Origin of the sequence: Bergeyella cardium (genome assembly GCF_009914665.1) — a bacterium.
GTDB classification, from domain to species: domain Bacteria; phylum Bacteroidota; class Bacteroidia; order Flavobacteriales; family Weeksellaceae; genus Bergeyella_A; species Bergeyella_A cardium.
In genome coordinates this window covers 1,724,108-1,741,024 of sequence record NZ_CP029149.1, presented here as the reverse complement: position 1 = coordinate 1,741,024, position 16,917 = coordinate 1,724,108, and the positions used below count along the sequence as shown (strand labels likewise).

Sequence of the window (16,917 nt, the reverse complement as noted above, 5' to 3'; positions counted from 1 at the left end):
GATTATTAACCGTAAATAAATATTATTCAAGAATAAATGAAACTTTTAGTAGTAGGCTCAATGGCTTTCGATGCAATAGAAACGCCTTTCGGAAAAACAGATAAAACCTTAGGGGGTGCTGCCACTTATATCGGCTTGGCATCTTCCGTTTTAGGAGCAGAAACAGCGCTGGTATCAGTCGTAGGAGGAGATTTCAACCAAGAATACTTTGATATGCTCACCAGCAGAGGTGTGAATATAGATGGTGTAGAGATAAAAAAAGAGGGGAAATCCTTCTTTTGGAGTGGGAAATATCATAATGACCTCAATACAAGAGATACGCTCGCTACTGAAGTTAATGTTTTGGCGGACTTCACTCCTCAAATCCCTGAGCACTCTCAAGAAGCGGAAATCCTCCTGCTCGGGAACCTTGACCCTACGGTTCAGCTCTCGGTATTGAAACAGATGAAGAAAAGACCACAGATGGTGATATTAGACACAATGAATTTCTGGATGAATACCGCTTGGGATAAGCTAATGGAAATGATAGCCCAAACCGATGTAATTACCATAAATGATGAAGAGGCACGCCAGCTTTCCAATGAATACTCTCTCGTAAGAGCAGCAGAGAAAATCCACGCTATGGGTCCTGAATTTGTGATTATAAAAAAAGGAGAGCACGGTGCTCTGCTCTTCCACAACCATAATGTTTTTGCGCTCCCAGCACTCCCTTTGGAAGATGTTTTTGACCCAACAGGTGCAGGAGATAGCTTTGCAGGAGGCTTTGCCGCTTACCTTGCAAAAACCGAAGACCTCAGCTATGAGAATATAAAATCGGCAATTATTATAGGCTCTGCCGTAGCCTCTTTTACCGTAGAAAAGTTCGGCACCGAAAGACTTCAAGAGATAAGCAAAGAGGAATTGAAAGGGCGAATATCAGACTTTAAAAAGCTCACCTCCTTTGAAGTAAATATCTAACGCCTCAAAAGAATCAGGGCTTAATTTTAAGAAAGAATTATAATAAAAGATTTAGAGCTTTTCTCTAAGAATTATATTTTTGCACATCTTTTAAACTAAAAAAATGATAAAGAAATCTGGAGTATTCTCTCTGTTTTTAATTGTATTTGCATTATTTTCTTCGGCAGTTTCTGCACAGGTAAAACAAGGTCAACTAGTCGATGGTATCGCAGCCGTTATCGGGAATGAAATCATACTGGAATCCGATATTGATGAGCAAATGGCTTATGCAAAACAGCAGGGGATTAATGTATCCAACAAATGCGAATTTCTCAGTAGTTTAATCAACAATAAACTCCTCATCTACGAAGCGAAAAGAGATACCTTGATAGAAAACCGAAGCACTGCCATAAAAGAAATGGCAGATCAGAAGTACAATCAAATCCTCGCACAATTCCCAGATGAAAAGGAAATGCTAAGAGTATACGGCTTCCGTACGGGGTATGAAATGAAAAATGCTATCCAGAAAATAGATTCTGATAACTACTACCAAGGTGAGAAATACAAGAGAATAACAGCGGGTACAGACATTACGCCTAATGAGGTTACAGACTTCTACAATACCTATAAATATCAGCTCCCAGAAGTAAAAGATGAAGTTTCTTTGGCGCAAATCGTCCTCCATCCAAAACTCACCGAGAGCCACAAACAGGAACTTATTGACAAACTTAAAAGGATAAAAAAAGATATACAAAACGGCGAGAGCTTCGAGAATATGGCAAGAATCTACTCCGAAGACCCTGGCTCTGCTTCCAACGGAGGTTTATATACTAAGATTGCCAAAGGAAAAATGGTAAAGTCCTTTGAAGCTGCTGCACTGAACCTTCAGGAAGGTGAGATTTCCGAGCCTGTGGAGTCCGAGTATGGCTATCACCTTATCCAACTCATAAAAAAATCAGGTAAGCTCTACGATGCAAGGCATATCCTCATCAGTGCAGTGCCAAATAAGGAGGAAATTTCTACCGCTAAAAAGGAACTCGACAGTATTAGAAGCCTTATTAAAGATGGAAAAATGTCGTTTAAAGAAGCTGCTTATAAATTCTCAAACGATAAGAACACCAAATTTAATGGAGGTATCATCACCGCTAATGATGGTAGCGAAAAAATAGAGAAAACCGACCTCTCTTCTACCGAAGCCTATCAAATTGCAGGGCTTAATAAAGGAGACATTACCGATGTTTTTGAAGGTGGAGATGAGAAGAAAAAGACGGTAAACATCCTTCTTATTAATGATATTATCCCTGCTCATCAGCTGGATATTAATACCGATTACGAGAGGATTAAAAACCTTGCTCTAAATAAAAAGCGGCAAGAAGTAGTAGAAAAATGGGTAAAAGAACAGCTCCCGAATATCTTCCTCTCAATTAATAAAAGATATTCCGACTGCAACCTCTCCGACTGGCAACAAAAAGCCATTGCAAAATAAAACAACAAAGCTACTCAATAAAGAGTGGCTTTTTTAAAGGCTAAAAAACAAAAAAAGGCTCTAATAAATCAGAGCCTTTTTATTTTCCTATCTTTTTTAGAGATACTATTTTATAGATTAATCACCTTTCCGCTTCCACGCATTTATCATTTCTCGTTTCCCTGGTGGGCCATCTTTTTTCTCAACTTCCAAGCCGAGCTCTTTAAGTGCTCGCCTTACGCTGCCTTTGGAGGAATAAGTTGTGAGCAATGCCCCCTCTCCCATCCGTTCGGTTACAAGCTCAAACAGGGGCTTTTCCCAGAGGTCTGGTTGCACTCTTGCTCCAAAGCAGTCATAATACACCAAATCAATTTTCGGAATACTGAGCTCGGGTATATCAAAGAAATCTGTATTGAATTTCGTAAAGTAAAAATTTGGGAAGAGTTCTATTTCTTCTCCCCAATCAGCTTGATGAGCTTTATTATAAATTTCTTTCACATTTTCAAAGCCAAAGAGATGAGGATAATCCAATTTTTCAATTTCGGAGACTAAAACGGGATATTTCTCAATGGTAAAATACCTAATCGTATTTTGGGATTGATTTTTTATATAATTATCAATCGTTACTAAAAGATTAAGTCCTGTCCCAAAACCCATTTCTAAAATATGAATTTCTTCTTTTTTTACGAGATTTATTCCATTTTTAATAAAAACATATACCGCTTCCTGTAATGCACCGTGTGTGGAATGGTAACTTTCATTCATTTCACTGATGAATAGCGTTTTACTTCCATCTCCTGTGATTTTTATTTCTCTTTTCATAGAAAAAATTTGCCCAAAATTAGTTTATTTTTCGGTCTAAGAAAATTATTATATATTTGTTTCAACCAAAAAAAATAAAAGAAATGATAATTCAAAAAACCTCTTCACCAAGGTTACCGAACTTTGACCCTAATAACTTTTCATTCGGTAACACCTTCACAGACCATATGGTTATTTGCGAATACGAAAATGGCAAATGGGGAGAAGTAAAAGTCGTTCCCTACGGTCCATTATCCTTCACTCCCGCTATGATGACGCTCAACTATGGGCAGGCGTGCTTTGAAGGAATGAAGGCTTACAAAGATAAAGACGACAATGTTTTCCTCTTCAGAGTAGATAAAAACTTCAGCAGAATCAATAAATCTGCACAAAGGCTCGCAATGCCTCAGCTTACCGAAGAAATCTTCGTAGAAGGGCTAAAAGCATTTGTAGATGTAGATAGGGGCTGGGTACCTCACGGAGAGGGAATGTCTCTCTACCTGCGACCATTAATTTTTGCTACTGAGGAAGCACTGAAAGCAAGAATTTCTGAAAAATATATGTTTGCCATCGTAGCAAGCCCTGCTAAGAGTTATTATTCCGAGCCTGTAGCTGTGAAAATATCCGACTACTATTCCAGAGCAGCGAGTGGCGGTGTAGGTTTCTCCAAAGCAGCGGGCAATTACGGAGCTTCCTTCTACCCTACCCAACTGGCAAAGGAAGAGGGCTACGACCAGATTATCTGGACAGATGATGCTACGCATACCAAGTTTGAAGAAAGCGGTACGATGAATGTTTTCGTACGAATAAATGATACCATCTACACTCCTGCAACTTCGGATAAGATTTTAGATGGAGTTACCCGAGACAGCTTCATTCAATTAGCAAAGAGAAGGGGTATAGAGGTCGTAATAGGTGATATTCTCGTAGATGATGTACTGAAAGCTCACGCAGATGGCAGCCTGAAAGAAGTTTGGGGCGTAGGTACAGCTGTGGTTACAAACACCTTTAAAGCAATAGGCTACAAAGGGCAAAGATTTGAGCTCCCTCTGCTCTCTGAGGAAGAAAGCTATGCACTCACCCTCAAGAGAGATTTGCTAAACATCCAAACCAATCTGGCAGAAGACCCATTCGGTTGGAGATGGCCTGTGGAGCGAAAGTATTAATCCATTCTTTATCATAATAAAATCCATAGCTGAATATCGGCTATGGATTTTTATTTGTCTCAGTTCTGGAGCTTATACATTAAATCTAAAATGCATTATATCCCCGTCCTGCACTATATATTCTTTGCCTTCTACCGAGAGTTTCCCCGCTTCTTTTACTTTCGCTTCTGAGCCGTAGGATACGAAATCATCAAACTTAATAACCTCTGCGCGGATGAAGCCTTTCTCAAAATCGGTATGGATAACGCCCGCTGCCTGCGGAGCCGTCCAGCCCTGTTCTATCGTCCAAGCTCTTACTTCCTTTACGCCCGCCGTGAAATAGGTTTGAAGTTTCAGCAGTGCATAGGCTTTTCGGATGAGGCGATTTACGCCTGGCTCTTCCAGACCGAGCTCTTCAAGGAACATCTGCCTTTCCTCAAAAGTTTCAAGCTCATTGATATCGGCTTCTATCTGTGCAGCGAGGACAACTACTTCCGCACCCTCATTTTTTGCCATTTCCTCTACTTTTTGTATCCACTCATTACCGTTTTTTATCGAGTTTTCATCTACATTACAAACATAGAGAATCGGTTTTTTCGTCAGCAGCTGTACGCTATCTACAATCGGTTTTGTGAGGTCATCTGTGGCAAATTCCCTTGCATTTTTCCCATCTTCTATAAATTTTTGAAGGCTTTGAAGGGTTTCATAAGTCAAAATATCCTCTTTTTTTCCTGATTTAATGAATTTCTTTGCCTTTTCTACCGCCTTGCCCAGCGTCTCAAGGTCTTTCAGCTGAAGCTCTATATCGATAATCTCTTTATCTCGAATGGGGTCTACCGAGCCTTCCACATGCACGATATTTCCATTCTCAAAGCATCTCAGCACATGGATTATCGCCTCGCATTCTCGGATATTTGCCAAAAACTGATTGCCGAGCCCCTCGCCTTTGCTCGCTCCTTTTACCAGCCCTGCGATGTCTACAATTTCTACTACAGCGGGCTGTACGCGCTCTGGTTTTACCAGCTCTTCCAGCTTCACCAGCCTTGGGTCGGGTACAGATACGGTGCCTAAATTCGGTTCTATGGTGCAAAATGGATAGTTTGCCGACTGTGCTTTTGCGTTGCTTAAACAGTTAAAAAGGGTGGATTTACCTACATTCGGTAATCCTACGATTCCGCATTTCATTGAATGATATTGATATTAAAAATTATTATTTCCGAAAAACAAAAGTAAATAATTATCGTAGAATCGGCAAATCAAGGCATATTCAGTCCATTTTTATCATTTTAGAGGCTGTTTTTTTATGATTATTTTTATGTCTTTATTACCAACTTGCATGTAATACTTGGAATTAAAATAAAAGAAAGATATTAGTTATAAAAAACTCCTGCTGTAAAAACAACAGGAGCCAAAAAAGAACAATTAAAAAGATTATTGAATGATGAGCTTTGCTGAGTGCCGTGAGCCATCATTTTGGATAATTCTAACAAGATATGCCCCTTTGGGATAGCCTGTGAGGTTAATTTCAGCAGTATTTGTCCTAAATTCTTTCCTCAAGAGGAGGTTTGCTGTAAGGTCATAGACCTCAGCCGTAAATCGGGATACACTCGTAGGCAGCGAGAGAGAGAATTTGCCAGACGATGGGTTTGGAGAGATGCTAATCGCTGTACTATGCTCCACATCAGTGGTTGCAAGACGAGGTACCTCTATAGTTAGGGACTTTTTGTTGGATTTCACCCCATCCGAATACAAGGCGTAGACATCGTAGGTATAAGTACCCGTGCTGGTAATCCCCACATCTGAGAAACTAAGCGCTTCCACACTGGATGTTTCCCCAATTTTACTACCGTTTTTATGGATTTCATAGCCCGTAACGAAAGGCAAATTCGTCATACCAAACTCTTTATTGAAAATCTCCCCCTGAGGTGCGAGCACAGGAGACTCAATGCGAGGGATACGAAGCCCTGTTCGCTATCTGTAATCTATCTCTTGGTAAGCTAATCTTTCAGGTATCTGTTTGCTCTCGGCTTTTATCGAGTTATCGTAGCCAACAGCGATATTATCAATCACGAGGTCTTGGGAATTATCGGTATCCTTCGTCCTGTGGTGGAAGGCGATGAAGAAATCATTTTTTGCTTCATTTTTAATATTAAAGCTCTCGGTAAAGAAGTTGTGAGCGCTTTTGCCTCCGTCATAGGTATAGACCTTTGCTCCTGCTCTTAGCTGATTGAGATTAGGTACGGAGCCATCGGCAGGAGCAGGGATAATATAGACATCATAGCGCTCTTTGTACTGCATACGAACGCTGTATTTTAGGGTCTCGGCACCTCCTCTTAGCTTAGGGGTGATGAGCCAGTTATCCATAGTATATGCCTTACCCTTTCGGTAGCTGTAGGAATAGGCAGCAAAGTTGTCTTCAGTCGCCATAAAATCATCTACCTTTCTCACCTCCCAGTTGTTTCCATCGCTGTTGGCATTAATGCTGGTCATCCCCGCTGGCATTATCAGCGCAGGGAAGTCTTCATTATACTGGGTTTTGAGGTTAGGCCTGTCCCACCTAAGGTTAATCGCACGAGTAGCGGCATCGTAATTTCCTTTGAGGTTTTTAACCCCCTCGTATTCGCCATTAACTCTGATGAGGAATTTCTTCTCCTCAGTATGGCTGTTTAAAACCGATGAAGCCTTTAATGAAACCGAATAATCGCCATACTTGCTGAACTTCGCCATCATATTGATAGAATTCGGAGATGATGAACCCACGAAAGACACGCCTTCGCTTGGGTGGATTGACCATTCGTACTGCTGAGGCGAAGGATTACCCGTGGAAGTGTTTGTAAATGCCACCGTTTGCCCTTCAGAAATCTCGGTAGTTGATGCCCTGAAATCAGCTTTGGCTGGAGTATTTTTCACTGTAATGAAATCCTCTTTTTGGAGGATACTCTCGCCCTCAGTGTTCGTAGCTTTTAGGCTTACAGAATACTTTCCTTCAGCAAGGAATCTCAGTTTAGGGTGGGCAGAGATTTTTGTAGTACCGTCCTTATACTCCACTGTAGCAGGGCTAAACGACCACTCATAAGCAGCAGGCTGAGTAGAAGCAGTAGTGGTTTCATTGGTAAAAGCTATGGTCTCGAAAGAGTTGATATTTTGCTTAGTGGTAGAGAAATTTACCGCAGGTTTGCCTTCAGCATATTTCACACTGAAATCATCTATCCCAACCCAAACATTATTTAGAGAAACTTTGTTTTGAATACCGATGTAGGCAATACCATTATCTTGAGCAATAAACTCAAATGAAAACTTTTGATAGGCTTCTTTATTTACTACAAAACTGCCTACTTTTTGTGCCATAGAAGCTATTACAGGATTTTTTCCAACAAAAATCTCGAGGGGTTCATTCTTGCCATCGTCCATTGTACGGGCATAGAATTCTATTTTATATGGTTTTCCCTTGCTGAGTTTTAGCGGATTGGAGAAAAGCCAATCATCGGACTGAGAAGCGGTAAAATTGAGTGCAAAGCCAAGTCCCGAATGTGCTGCCTCTGCCGAGCCATTGAAGATTTGCCAAGTGGTACCGTCTGGGGCATTGTCTGCAGTAGACCAACCATTCTTTTCAAACTCACTCTCGAAGCCGTATTGGTAAGCGGATTCCTTTTGGGTAAGGTCGGCAATAACGCCATAGGCACTCACTTGTTTTTTATTGTTATTCTTTACTCTATCGCCTTCGGCCACTACCTCTGCTACGATTTCATAATGAATAAAGGACTTTGATAAATCGAGATTGAATGATTTGCTAAGCATCTCACCTTTATTTATAGTTTCAAGGCTGATTTCCCCTGATGCTACTATCTTTTGAGTATCATCCTTTTCATCGGAATTGATGAGCTGATATTTAAGTTTAGCACCTGCTATTGGCTCTTCAGCAATATTCTCTACCTCTACCGTTACAGGTGTAGCAGCTGAAAATTCTATCGGCTTAGGTAGATTGATAGATTTGAGAGCTAAGTCCTTAGTAACAGCATTATTAATCCCTGTAACAACCATTGAGAAGTTTTGGCTCTGAGCATCTACAAGGCTGATACGCTCCCCTGCTTTAAATTTTTCCTTAAATCCCTTTTGGAACTCACCATAATGGTATATTCCTTACCTTCCACAGGATGGTCTATAATAATTTGCTCTACATTATCCCTTGCATTATCCTCTCTCGTAGCTGGTTCTGTGGGTTTATCAGGATTGAGCACCCAAGGGTAGAAGGTCTCGACGCCATCGGTAATGCGTAAATCTAAATCATTAACCAAAACCGATTGCCTGTTATTAAGAGTATAAGCAGGCATATTCTCGGTGGCAGGCACTGGGTCATCCCAAACGATAGTTACCTTTAATGGTTCGGTATCAGACTTTGCCTTTACCTTGATTTCATACTTAGACCTGTTTTGCAAAGTATTTTCATTGACGAAAGAGAAATTATCTTTCACTGAAAGCACCTCTACTGCTCTAAGGACATTGAGCAAGCCCCATCCGAATTTATAATTAGGACCGGCATGCTCACCTGCTTCATTGGCGGTGTGTATTGTCAGGGCTTTTAATGTATTTGCCCTCATAAAAGGCTGTGCGGTAGTGCTGTAATTCTTATTGTAATACTCTTGAACCAATGCCAGAGAGCCTGTAACATTGGGTGATGCCATAGAAGTTCCACTCATCTCTTCGTAGGAAGAATCTCTATCGGAATTTGCAGAGAATACATTAACGCCAATGCCGACTAAATCGGGTTTTATACGACCTTCATTGGTAGGACCAAATGCAGAGAAGCTGGCTGCCTTTACATCTGAAGGGGTTTTATAACCGCCCACAATCTTATGAACCGCTCCTACGGTAATGATGTTTTTCCATTAGCACCTTGGTTGATGCAGTCGTAGCCCAAATCTCCTCCATTTTTTTGTCTGACTTTTCGGGAAGTCGTCCATCCACTTTGGAGATCATCAGGATCTATCAGCACGAAATGAGAGCCACCAGGCTGCGGGCCATCTCCTCTCGGATTACCCGCCGCCCGTACAGGTAAATAATAAGGGGCATTGTAAGCATATAATCCCAAGAGGAATCTATACTGCCATAATGCCCATATCCTATATATTCGGTATCATCTTTACCTCCAAACCAGTACCATCCAAAAATACCATTGAAGAAATTTCCTTGTACAAAGCCTCCATTTACCCCATAGGAGTGGTTGGAAAGGAGCACACCGCCTAAGGCTGCCGTTGTCATCTCTTCGAGGTCGCTATTCCAGTCATAGGCATTGAGCTTAGCCTTTGGCGCCATACCCTTAGCCCTCGCATTGATACCCGCACCGATGAGAGTAGCCCCTACATGGGTAGCGTGGTCTATCTCCTTCTGAGGGTTGTCTTTCTGGGTAGCTCTGCCTTCAAATTCTCTATGCGAAGTGCGCACTGCACCGCCATCCCACTCGTGCAGGGTTATGTTTTCACCCTCGAGGTTGTAGATTTTTAAATCCTGAAGCTGAGCGGCACCGGTGCCGATAGCAGCATCTCGGTTATAAGTAGTATAATAAATAGGCTTGCCCAAAGTATCAAAACCCATTAGCTGGAAATAAGTACCATTTACCTTTCCAGAAAAAGTGAGGTTCTTCTGCATAGCTTTCTGCTGGAGTTGCTTTGCAGAAAGTGTATTCTTTTTTAATTGCCTACTGAACTTATTGAGGGAGTGCCTATCGGTACTCTTTTGTAGCAGTTTGATTTCGTCTGCGGTCTGTGCCCATAACGAAGTTGCAAATAAATAGCAAAGCGCTATCGGGAGCTTTGCCATCCGTACTGAGGTATAAGGAGTATTTTTAGTATTCATTTATCTTTATTTATTCAAATTAGTCGGCAAATTTAAAGTAATCTGCCCCAACAGGAAAATAATAAGGAGCTAAAAAGCCCCTTTAAAATGATACTAAAAGATGATTTTTTCAGCAAATCTAGTTGAGCAGCTTGTCGATCGTCTGCTGAATTTCTGGATCATCAGGAGTGATGGCATAGTACTTCGCGATTTTTCCTTTTTGATCAACGATGATAAATCTCGGAATCCAGTTGAGGTCTATATAATGATTAAAATCATTCTTCCAGCCGTCTTGGAACCAATAATTCTCCTTGTCATTAAGCTTGTATTTCTCCAAGCCTTTTTTCCATTGCTCCTCATTCCTGTCCAACGAGAAATAGACTACAGCAATATTTGGATTCTCAGAGAGGAGTGTATTGGTCTTCGGCAATGCAGCGATACAATCCTTGCACCAGCTTGCCCAAAAGTCGATCAACAGGACTCTTCCCTTATGTTTTTCAAGAATTTTCTTTACCGTTTCTTTATTGCCCTTCTGGTTTAAAAGCTGCTGCTGAAGAGCCTTTGGAGAAAATTCTGTCTTTAAAACCTTGGGCACCTCCTGAGAAAAAGCCCAACTATAAATACCCAAAACCGCCGTTATAAATATCTTTTTCATCTGATGAATTTTAAAAACTGGGCAAAGATACAAAATAGCAATTGGCTTCTAACTTTTGGCTTTTAGCGGTGGGTGGTTAGTTTATGATAATTGCTTCACCTGCAAGGTGCGGCAGGCAATTATTTCATTTTTACTTCCGATGCGGAGAGAAACGAAAAACCCCTTACAATACGAGTAAGGGATTTTTCATCTATAATTATAAATAACTTTGGGAACTATCCTAATAAGAGCGTGAGAGGCTGCTCTAAGTAGGTTTTCAGCGTTTGAAGGAAAGCCGCCCCCGTAGCACCATCGATTACCCTGTGGTCGCAAGCAAGGGAGAGCTTCATCGTGTTTCCTACTACAATTTGCCCCCCTTTCACAACAGGCTTCTCTATAATCGCACCTACGGAAAGGATTGCAGCATTCGGCTGATTGATGATAGAAGTAAAAGTCTCGATACCAAACATACCCAAGTTTGAGATGGAGAATGTAGAGCCTTCCATTTCATTAGCCTTAAGACCTTTGTTTTTAGCCCGAGAAGCCATATCTTTTACCCCAGCAGAAATCTGGTTGTAGTTCATAAAATCTGTATTTTTCAGCACAGGAACCACCAAGCCGTCTGGCACTGCCACCGCAACACCGATATTGATGCTTCCGTGGTGGATAATCTTATCGCCCGCCCAAGTAGAATTTACTTGCGGATGCTTGCGAAGTGCCATTGCCGTAGCCTTAATCACCATATCATTGAAGGAAATCTTGGTATCTGGAAGGGCATTGATTTCTTTTCTCGCTTTAATGGCATTATCCATATTGATTTCTACCATTAGGTAATAGTGAGGTGCGGAGTATTTAGACTCTGAAAGCCTCTTAGCGATGACATTTCTCATCTGAGAGTTTGGCGTTTCAGTAGTTTCTCCCGCTACGAAATTCACCGCAACCTGTGCTGCTGGAGCTGCTTTAGCAGGTGCTTCGGAAGGAGTATAGTTCTCGATATCCCTTCTTACAATTCTACCATTTTCGCCTGTACCTTTTAGAGTGCTGATGTCTATTCCTTTATCGGCAGCCATTTTTCTAGCTAATGGAGAGATGGCAATTCGCCCTCCTGAAACGCTTGCTTGCGCTGCTACCTCCTGCACAGCCGGCTGAGAAGGAGCAGAAACAACCTCTTTCTTAGGTGCTGAAGCCTTGCCTCCACCAGAAATAATAGCAGAAACATCTGTACCCGCAGGGCCTATGATGGCTAATACCGTATCTACTGCTGCTGCACCGCCTTCTTCTACTCCTGTGTAGAGGAGGGTACCGTTAAATTCAGTTTCAAAATCCTGAACGGCTTTATCGGTTTCAATCTCTGCTAAAATATCGCCTTCTTTTACGGTATCACCTACTTTGAAGTGCCATTTAGCCACTTTACCTTCGGTCATTGTATCTGAAAGGCGTGGCATATTGATCACCTCTACTCCTGCTGGAACTTCCACAGATACTTCTACGAACTCTTCAGTAGCTACAGGAGCTTCAGCTTTTGCCTCTGCAGGTGTAGAAACTCCTCCACCGATAAGAGATGAGATATCCTCACCCTGCTTACCGATAATCGCCAAGATGGAATCTACTGCTGCTGCACTCCCCTCTTCTACTCCTGTATAAAGGAGCACACCATTGATTTCGGATTCAAAATCCTGAACGGCTTTATCGGTTTCAATCTCTGCTAAAATATCGCCTTCGCTTACAGAATCTCCGACTTTTTTGTGCCATTTAGCCACTTTACCTTCGGTCATCGTATCCGAAAGGCGTGGCATTGTAATTACTTCTGCCATAATTTTTTTATTTCTTTTTTAAACATAGAAAAACCAAGAGTAAAAGTTTCTTGTACCTTGGTTTTTATTTGTAAATATTAGTTATTTTCTACTTTATCAAGGAAAGGATAATCTTCCTGAGCATAGACATACTCGTAGATTTTTTCTTTGTCTGGGAATGGGGAGTTCTCCATAAACTCTACGCATTCTTCTACGAAATTTTTTGATTTTTCATCGATAGCTTCTAATTCTGTTTCGCTTGCCCAGCCATTGGCTAAAATCCTTGACTTCACGAGTTCGATAGGGTCTTGCTCTTTATACAAACCAACTTCTTCTTTGGTTCTGTAAGGCTCTGCATCAGACATAGAGTGCCCCCTGTATCTATAAGTTCGTGCTTCTATAAAGGTAGGACCATCACCTCTTCTTGCTCTTTCAATAGCCTCGTAAGCGCCTTCGGCTACTTTCTCTGGATCCATAGCATCTATAGCGTAGCAAGGCATTTCATAGCCGAGACCGAGCTTATAGATATCCTCGTGGTTAGCGGTTCTTTTCACGGAAGTACCCATTGCATACTGGTTGTTCTCTACTACAAAAACCACTGGGAGTTTCCAGTTCATCGCCATATTGAAAGTCTCGTGCAAAGAGCCCTGACGAGCGGCACCATCTCCAAAGAAACAGATATTTACTGCCTTTCTATCAAAGTATTTATCTGCAAAGGCAATACCTGCTCCCAAAGGAATCTGCCCCCCTACGATACCGTGCCCACCATAGAACCTGTGCTCTTTACTAAAAATGTGCATAGAACCACCCATACCGCCAGAAGTACCCGTAGCCTTACCGCAAAGCTCTGCCATAATCCTCCTCGGATCTACGCCCATAGCCATAGGGTGTATGTGGCATCTGTAAGCGGTAATCATACTGTCTTTGGTCATATCCATAGCGTGGGCAAAGCCTGCTGGGATAGCTTCCTGACCATTATACAAGTGTAAAAAACCTCTGATTTTTTGTTTTAGATAGAGAGAACGACATTTATCTTCAAATCGTCTCCACATTGTCATATCAGCATACCATTTCAGATATACTTCCTTAGAAAATTCCTTCATAGTTTTTAGAAATTATGGCGCAAAAATAAAAAAAGTATTTCGGTTATTAAAGATTATTTCATTTTTATTATCAATCTTATTTTTTCTACTCTTTTAATTTTTTATTAACCTATACCACAATTTAAGGCTCAGAGTTTTTTGGAGATAAAGATGATAGTATAATTAACAAAGAAAAAATAATCACAAATCTAAAGATAAAGAAATGCCTCAAGGAGAGATATAATAAGTTTTAAGTAATAATCAACAAAAGCAATTCTACTTTTTATAGAGTTGCTTTTTAATTGTCTCTATTTTCACCCTCTCCCCCATTCTGCAATCGTTTCATAGAGAAGATAAAGGTTGAGGAGGATAATAATGATAGAAATCACCCAAGCGAGGATTTTTATAGGAATTTTATTGACGAAAACACCCATTTTCAACTTATCATTAGTAAAAAGTACAAGTGGGACAACCGCAAAACTCAGCTGCATAGAGAGTATAACTTGGCTAAATACTAACAAATCAGCTGTTCCTTTTTCGCCATAAGCTATGGTGATAATCAGTGCGGGGATTACGGCTATCAGGCGTGTGATAAGCCTCCTGAGCCAAGGTTTCAGGCGTATGTTGAGAAAGCCTTCCATCACGATTTGCCCCGCAAGGGTACCCGTAAGCGTAGAATTTTGCCCCGATGCCAGTAGCGCCACTGCAAAAACTACACTCGCAAGGCTGGTACCGAGTATAGGTGCCATTAGCTCGTGGGCATCGTAGATTTCTGCTACTTCGCGGTGACCAGAAGTATGAAAAATTGCTGCAGAAACAATCAATATCGCTGCATTAATAAAAAATGCGATAAATAATGAGAGAGAGCTGTCCCAAGTTGCAAATTTTATCGCCTCTCGCTTGCCTTCCTCCGTTCTCTCGTAGTCTCTTGTCTGCACGATGCTGCTGTGTAGATACAGATTGTGGGGCATCACTGTAGCACCTAAAATCCCAATGGCAATATACAGCATTGATGGATTGGTTACCACCTCTGCCCTTGGTAAAAGTCCGCTCAAAATAGGAAATACATCAGGTTTGCTAATGATAATTTCATAGACAAAGCAGCTGAGGATAATGAGCATTAAAGCCCCTACGACGCTTTCCAGAAGTCGGAAGCCTCTCGCTTGCAGGAGGAGTATCAGGAGTACATCTGCCACTGTAATTACAATGCCCCAGCTTAGCGGAATGCCAAAAAGCAGGTTTAGGGCAATCGCCGAGCCCAGAACTTCAGCGAGGTCACAGGCAGCAATCGCAATTTCACAGAGCACCCACAGAAAAAAATTTACACTCGGGCTATAATGGTCTCTACACGCCTGTGCCAAGTCTCTCTCCGCCACTATTCCCAGCTTGAGAGACAAATGCTGGAGCAACATTGCAAAGAGATTAGAAATAAGCACTACCGAGAGCAGTGTATAACCAAACTGGGAGCCCGCGGCAATGTCTGTAGCCCAATTTCCAGGATCCATATAGCCTACAGCAATCATCAATCCTGGACCTGCATAGGCAAGGAATTTGCGCCAAGTTTTCGTATTCTTTGGAATTCTCACAGAGGCGTGTACCTCAGGTAGCGAATGTTCGTTTTTCTCTCGTCTCCAAGCTCTTTTCATAGGTGCAAATATACAAAAAACATTAGAGAGTTAGCTTAAACTAACAATGAGATATTATCTCTTTTTTAATTAGAATGATGAATGGATATTTAATCCTAAGAAAAAAGAGACAATAAAAATATTGCCTCTTTTCAGTGTATAAGGGAGGAATGCCTTAAAACTTCCAACCTAAAGTAAAGGTTAGGATGTTTCTAATGTTTTTAACCTCAGATACAGCATAGTCTCCTGAGAAATTATTTGTAGTTTTTGTGGAGTAGTAGCCACTCTCTGCTGCATCATCGCCATAGAGAAAGAGGTTAGAGTACTTAGCATTGATGTGCTGGAAAGCAGCATCTATGTAGAAGGACTTAAAGTCATATCCTAAACCCGCAGCAAGAGTAGTTCGCTCTCCACTGATAGGATTATTATATCGGTTATCAGAAGTGCTTCCATTGGCATTAAAAGAAGTTACGAGCACATCCTTATGCTGTTTTGTAGCATAAGCATAGCCTCCTCTAAGCCTAAACTGATGATATCTGTACTCTGCACCTACACGAAATTCCGATTGATTTTTATTAAAATCTTTGTAATAATTCTCAAACTCGGTATCTACCCCCTTGCTTTGGGTATCATATTTTGGACGGGTGAGACCTAAGGAGTAGTCTACATTCAGAGCAAAGTTTTTGCTTGGAACATAGGCAGCGCTTATCGTAGTTTTTAGTGGAGAGATAAAGTTTCTGCTCTCGGAGTACTGTCTATCACTCTTTCCATCTTTTGAGTAGTATTGATATGTTCTATCTATCTTCCACCAAGTAGGAGACTCTACTGCAAGACCAAGACGAAACTCCTGAGAAATCTTTCCGATAATACCCAGATTCAGAGATGCACCAGAAGCCTCCTCAGCATAAGGAGTATATTGTTTGTTAAAGTACTCTATTGTACCGTCAGAGACCTTTTTCCACGCAGAAGTATCATCTTGTTTAATGTCGGCAGAGTATAGATTTGCCGATACCCCTAAGTAGATTTTGTTTTCATAATTAGCTCCACCAGCGATGCTGATCTTGGAGAGATTTCCCGTCCTGTTATAAGCGTGCCCATTAAAACGATAAATAGGAGTGTTCGTATTATCTAACAATGCTATATTGGGATTAGCAGGGGTTTCTACATAGTTTTCAATAGACTTCGCTGAGTAATTAACCGCTAAATTGAAAAACTTAAAGCCCGACTGCTCATTTGTCTGAAATACAGAAACAGCACCTACCTGACCGAGATTGACCTTACTAAGACTGTATCCAAGAGCTGCACCGTGCATTCTGCTGGTGTTTTTACTATTATCAATATTCAGAGATAGACTCAAATCATTGGTAATATAGACTCCGATACCTGCGGGGTTAGAATTCACACTGGAAATATCTCCTCCCAGAGCTCCTAATGCACCCGCCATAGCATTAGATTTAGATGTACCTGCTACCTGTATATCAGAATATACATCTGCTGCATTTTTTAGTACCGATATATCCTGAGCCTGCACAAAATAGGAAGCTGCAACGCCCAGTACTGTTAAATACTTTCTTATCATTTCTATTAATTTTTTAAGTTTAATG

The 16,917-nt window shown here is 41.2% G+C and carries 14 protein-coding genes; 3 read left to right on the top strand and 11 right to left on the bottom strand.

The genetic code is table 11. From position 1 onward, the window contains the following. The first annotated feature begins 36 nt into the window (after positions 1–36). On the top strand, positions 37–957 hold the full coding sequence (locus DBX24_RS07960; protein ID WP_160224516.1) for a PfkB family carbohydrate kinase: 921 nt from the start codon (positions 37–39) through the stop codon (positions 955–957). A 103-nt stretch (positions 958–1,060) separates the two neighbouring features. Next, the gene (locus tag DBX24_RS07955) at positions 1,061–2,422 is read left to right on the top strand and encodes a peptidylprolyl isomerase (protein ID WP_120489156.1); all 1,362 of its coding nucleotides are present in this window, start codon (positions 1,061–1,063) and stop codon (positions 2,420–2,422) included. Between the two features lie 117 nt (positions 2,423–2,539). Here the strand turns inward: DBX24_RS07955 and mnmC2 are convergent, their stop codons facing one another. Continuing rightward, on the bottom strand, positions 2,540–3,223 hold the full coding sequence (gene mnmC2 / locus DBX24_RS07950) for a tRNA (5-methylaminomethyl-2-thiouridine)(34)-methyltransferase MnmC2 (protein ID WP_160224515.1): 684 nt from the start codon (positions 3,221–3,223) through the stop codon (positions 2,540–2,542). 83 nt (positions 3,224–3,306) lie between these two features. Here mnmC2 and DBX24_RS07945 point away from each other — a divergent pair, with 83 nt between their 5' ends. Further along, complete coding sequence (locus DBX24_RS07945) at positions 3,307–4,368, top strand: branched-chain amino acid aminotransferase (protein ID WP_160224514.1); 1,062 nt, start codon at positions 3,307–3,309, stop codon at positions 4,366–4,368. A 72-nt stretch (positions 4,369–4,440) separates the two neighbouring features. Here the strand turns inward: DBX24_RS07945 and ychF are convergent, their stop codons facing one another. The 10 genes from ychF to DBX24_RS07900 form a co-directional block, all read right to left on the bottom strand. Next, positions 4,441–5,532, bottom strand: coding sequence for a redox-regulated ATPase YchF (ychF, locus tag DBX24_RS07940; RefSeq protein ID WP_120489158.1), 1,092 nt, complete (start codon positions 5,530–5,532; stop codon positions 4,441–4,443). Between the two features lie 246 nt (positions 5,533–5,778). Beyond that, on the bottom strand, positions 5,779–6,240 hold the full coding sequence (locus tag DBX24_RS07935; RefSeq protein ID WP_221411193.1) for a T9SS type A sorting domain-containing protein: 462 nt from the start codon (positions 6,238–6,240) through the stop codon (positions 5,779–5,781). A gap of 78 nt (positions 6,241–6,318) precedes the next feature. Then, positions 6,319–8,388 carry a PKD domain-containing protein gene (locus DBX24_RS07930; RefSeq protein WP_160224512.1) on the bottom strand — a complete coding sequence of 690 codons (2,070 nt, stop codon included), beginning with the start codon at positions 8,386–8,388 and terminating at the stop codon, positions 6,319–6,321. Positions 8,389–8,411: 23 nt separating this feature from the next. After that, the gene (locus DBX24_RS09460) at positions 8,412–9,194 is read right to left on the bottom strand and encodes a S8 family serine peptidase (protein WP_260392809.1); all 783 of its coding nucleotides are present in this window, start codon (positions 9,192–9,194) and stop codon (positions 8,412–8,414) included. Positions 9,195–9,333: 139 nt separating this feature from the next. Then, positions 9,334–10,200: a S8/S53 family peptidase gene (locus tag DBX24_RS09455; protein WP_260392808.1), complete on the bottom strand. Its 867-nt coding sequence runs from the start codon at positions 10,198–10,200 to the stop codon at positions 9,334–9,336. Between the two features lie 118 nt (positions 10,201–10,318). Further along, positions 10,319–10,834: a TlpA family protein disulfide reductase gene (locus DBX24_RS07920; RefSeq protein ID WP_120489160.1), complete on the bottom strand. Its 516-nt coding sequence runs from the start codon at positions 10,832–10,834 to the stop codon at positions 10,319–10,321. A gap of 215 nt (positions 10,835–11,049) precedes the next feature. After that, positions 11,050–12,627, bottom strand: a complete 1,578-nt coding sequence (locus DBX24_RS07915) for a dihydrolipoyl dehydrogenase family protein (RefSeq protein ID WP_160224511.1) — start codon at positions 12,625–12,627, stop codon at positions 11,050–11,052. 77 nt (positions 12,628–12,704) lie between these two features. Beyond that, complete coding sequence (gene pdhA / locus DBX24_RS07910) at positions 12,705–13,709, bottom strand: pyruvate dehydrogenase (acetyl-transferring) E1 component subunit alpha (RefSeq protein WP_160224510.1); 1,005 nt, start codon at positions 13,707–13,709, stop codon at positions 12,705–12,707. Between the two features lie 293 nt (positions 13,710–14,002). Then, positions 14,003–15,334, bottom strand: coding sequence for an Nramp family divalent metal transporter (locus DBX24_RS07905; RefSeq protein ID WP_160224509.1), 1,332 nt, complete (start codon positions 15,332–15,334; stop codon positions 14,003–14,005). 154 nt (positions 15,335–15,488) lie between these two features. Beyond that, on the bottom strand, positions 15,489–16,892 hold the full coding sequence (locus DBX24_RS07900) for an OmpP1/FadL family transporter (protein WP_120489164.1): 1,404 nt from the start codon (positions 16,890–16,892) through the stop codon (positions 15,489–15,491). Between the last annotated feature and the right edge of the window lie 25 nt (positions 16,893–16,917).

Bases quoted from the DNA above. Each gene is read 5' to 3' on its own strand.
- DBX24_RS07920 (WP_120489160.1), bottom strand. From the start codon at position 10,834: ATGAAAAAGATATTTATAACGGCGGTTTTGGGTATTTATAGTTGGGCT.
- DBX24_RS07955 (WP_120489156.1), top strand. From the start codon at position 1,061: ATGATAAAGAAATCTGGAGTATTCTCTCTGTTTTTAATTGTATTTGCA.
- mnmC2 (WP_160224515.1), bottom strand. From the start codon at position 3,223: ATGAAAAGAGAAATAAAAATCACAGGAGATGGAAGTAAAACGCTATTC.
- DBX24_RS07945 (WP_160224514.1), top strand. From the start codon at position 3,307: ATGATAATTCAAAAAACCTCTTCACCAAGGTTACCGAACTTTGACCCT.
- ychF (WP_120489158.1), bottom strand. From the start codon at position 5,532: ATGAAATGCGGAATCGTAGGATTACCGAATGTAGGTAAATCCACCCTT.
- DBX24_RS07960 (WP_160224516.1), top strand. From the start codon at position 37: ATGAAACTTTTAGTAGTAGGCTCAATGGCTTTCGATGCAATAGAAACG.
- DBX24_RS07900 (WP_120489164.1), bottom strand. From the start codon at position 16,892: ATGATAAGAAAGTATTTAACAGTACTGGGCGTTGCAGCTTCCTATTTT.
- DBX24_RS07935 (WP_221411193.1), bottom strand. From the start codon at position 6,240: ATGACGAATTTGCCTTTCGTTACGGGCTATGAAATCCATAAAAACGGT.
- DBX24_RS07930 (WP_160224512.1), bottom strand. From the start codon at position 8,388: ATGGTTGTTACAGGGATTAATAATGCTGTTACTAAGGACTTAGCTCTC.
- pdhA (WP_160224510.1), bottom strand. From the start codon at position 13,709: ATGAAGGAATTTTCTAAGGAAGTATATCTGAAATGGTATGCTGATATG.
- DBX24_RS09455 (WP_260392808.1), bottom strand. From the start codon at position 10,200: ATGAATACTAAAAATACTCCTTATACCTCAGTACGGATGGCAAAGCTC.
- DBX24_RS07905 (WP_160224509.1), bottom strand. From the start codon at position 15,334: ATGAAAAGAGCTTGGAGACGAGAGAAAAACGAACATTCGCTACCTGAG.
- DBX24_RS07915 (WP_160224511.1), bottom strand. From the start codon at position 12,627: ATGGCAGAAGTAATTACAATGCCACGCCTTTCGGATACGATGACCGAA.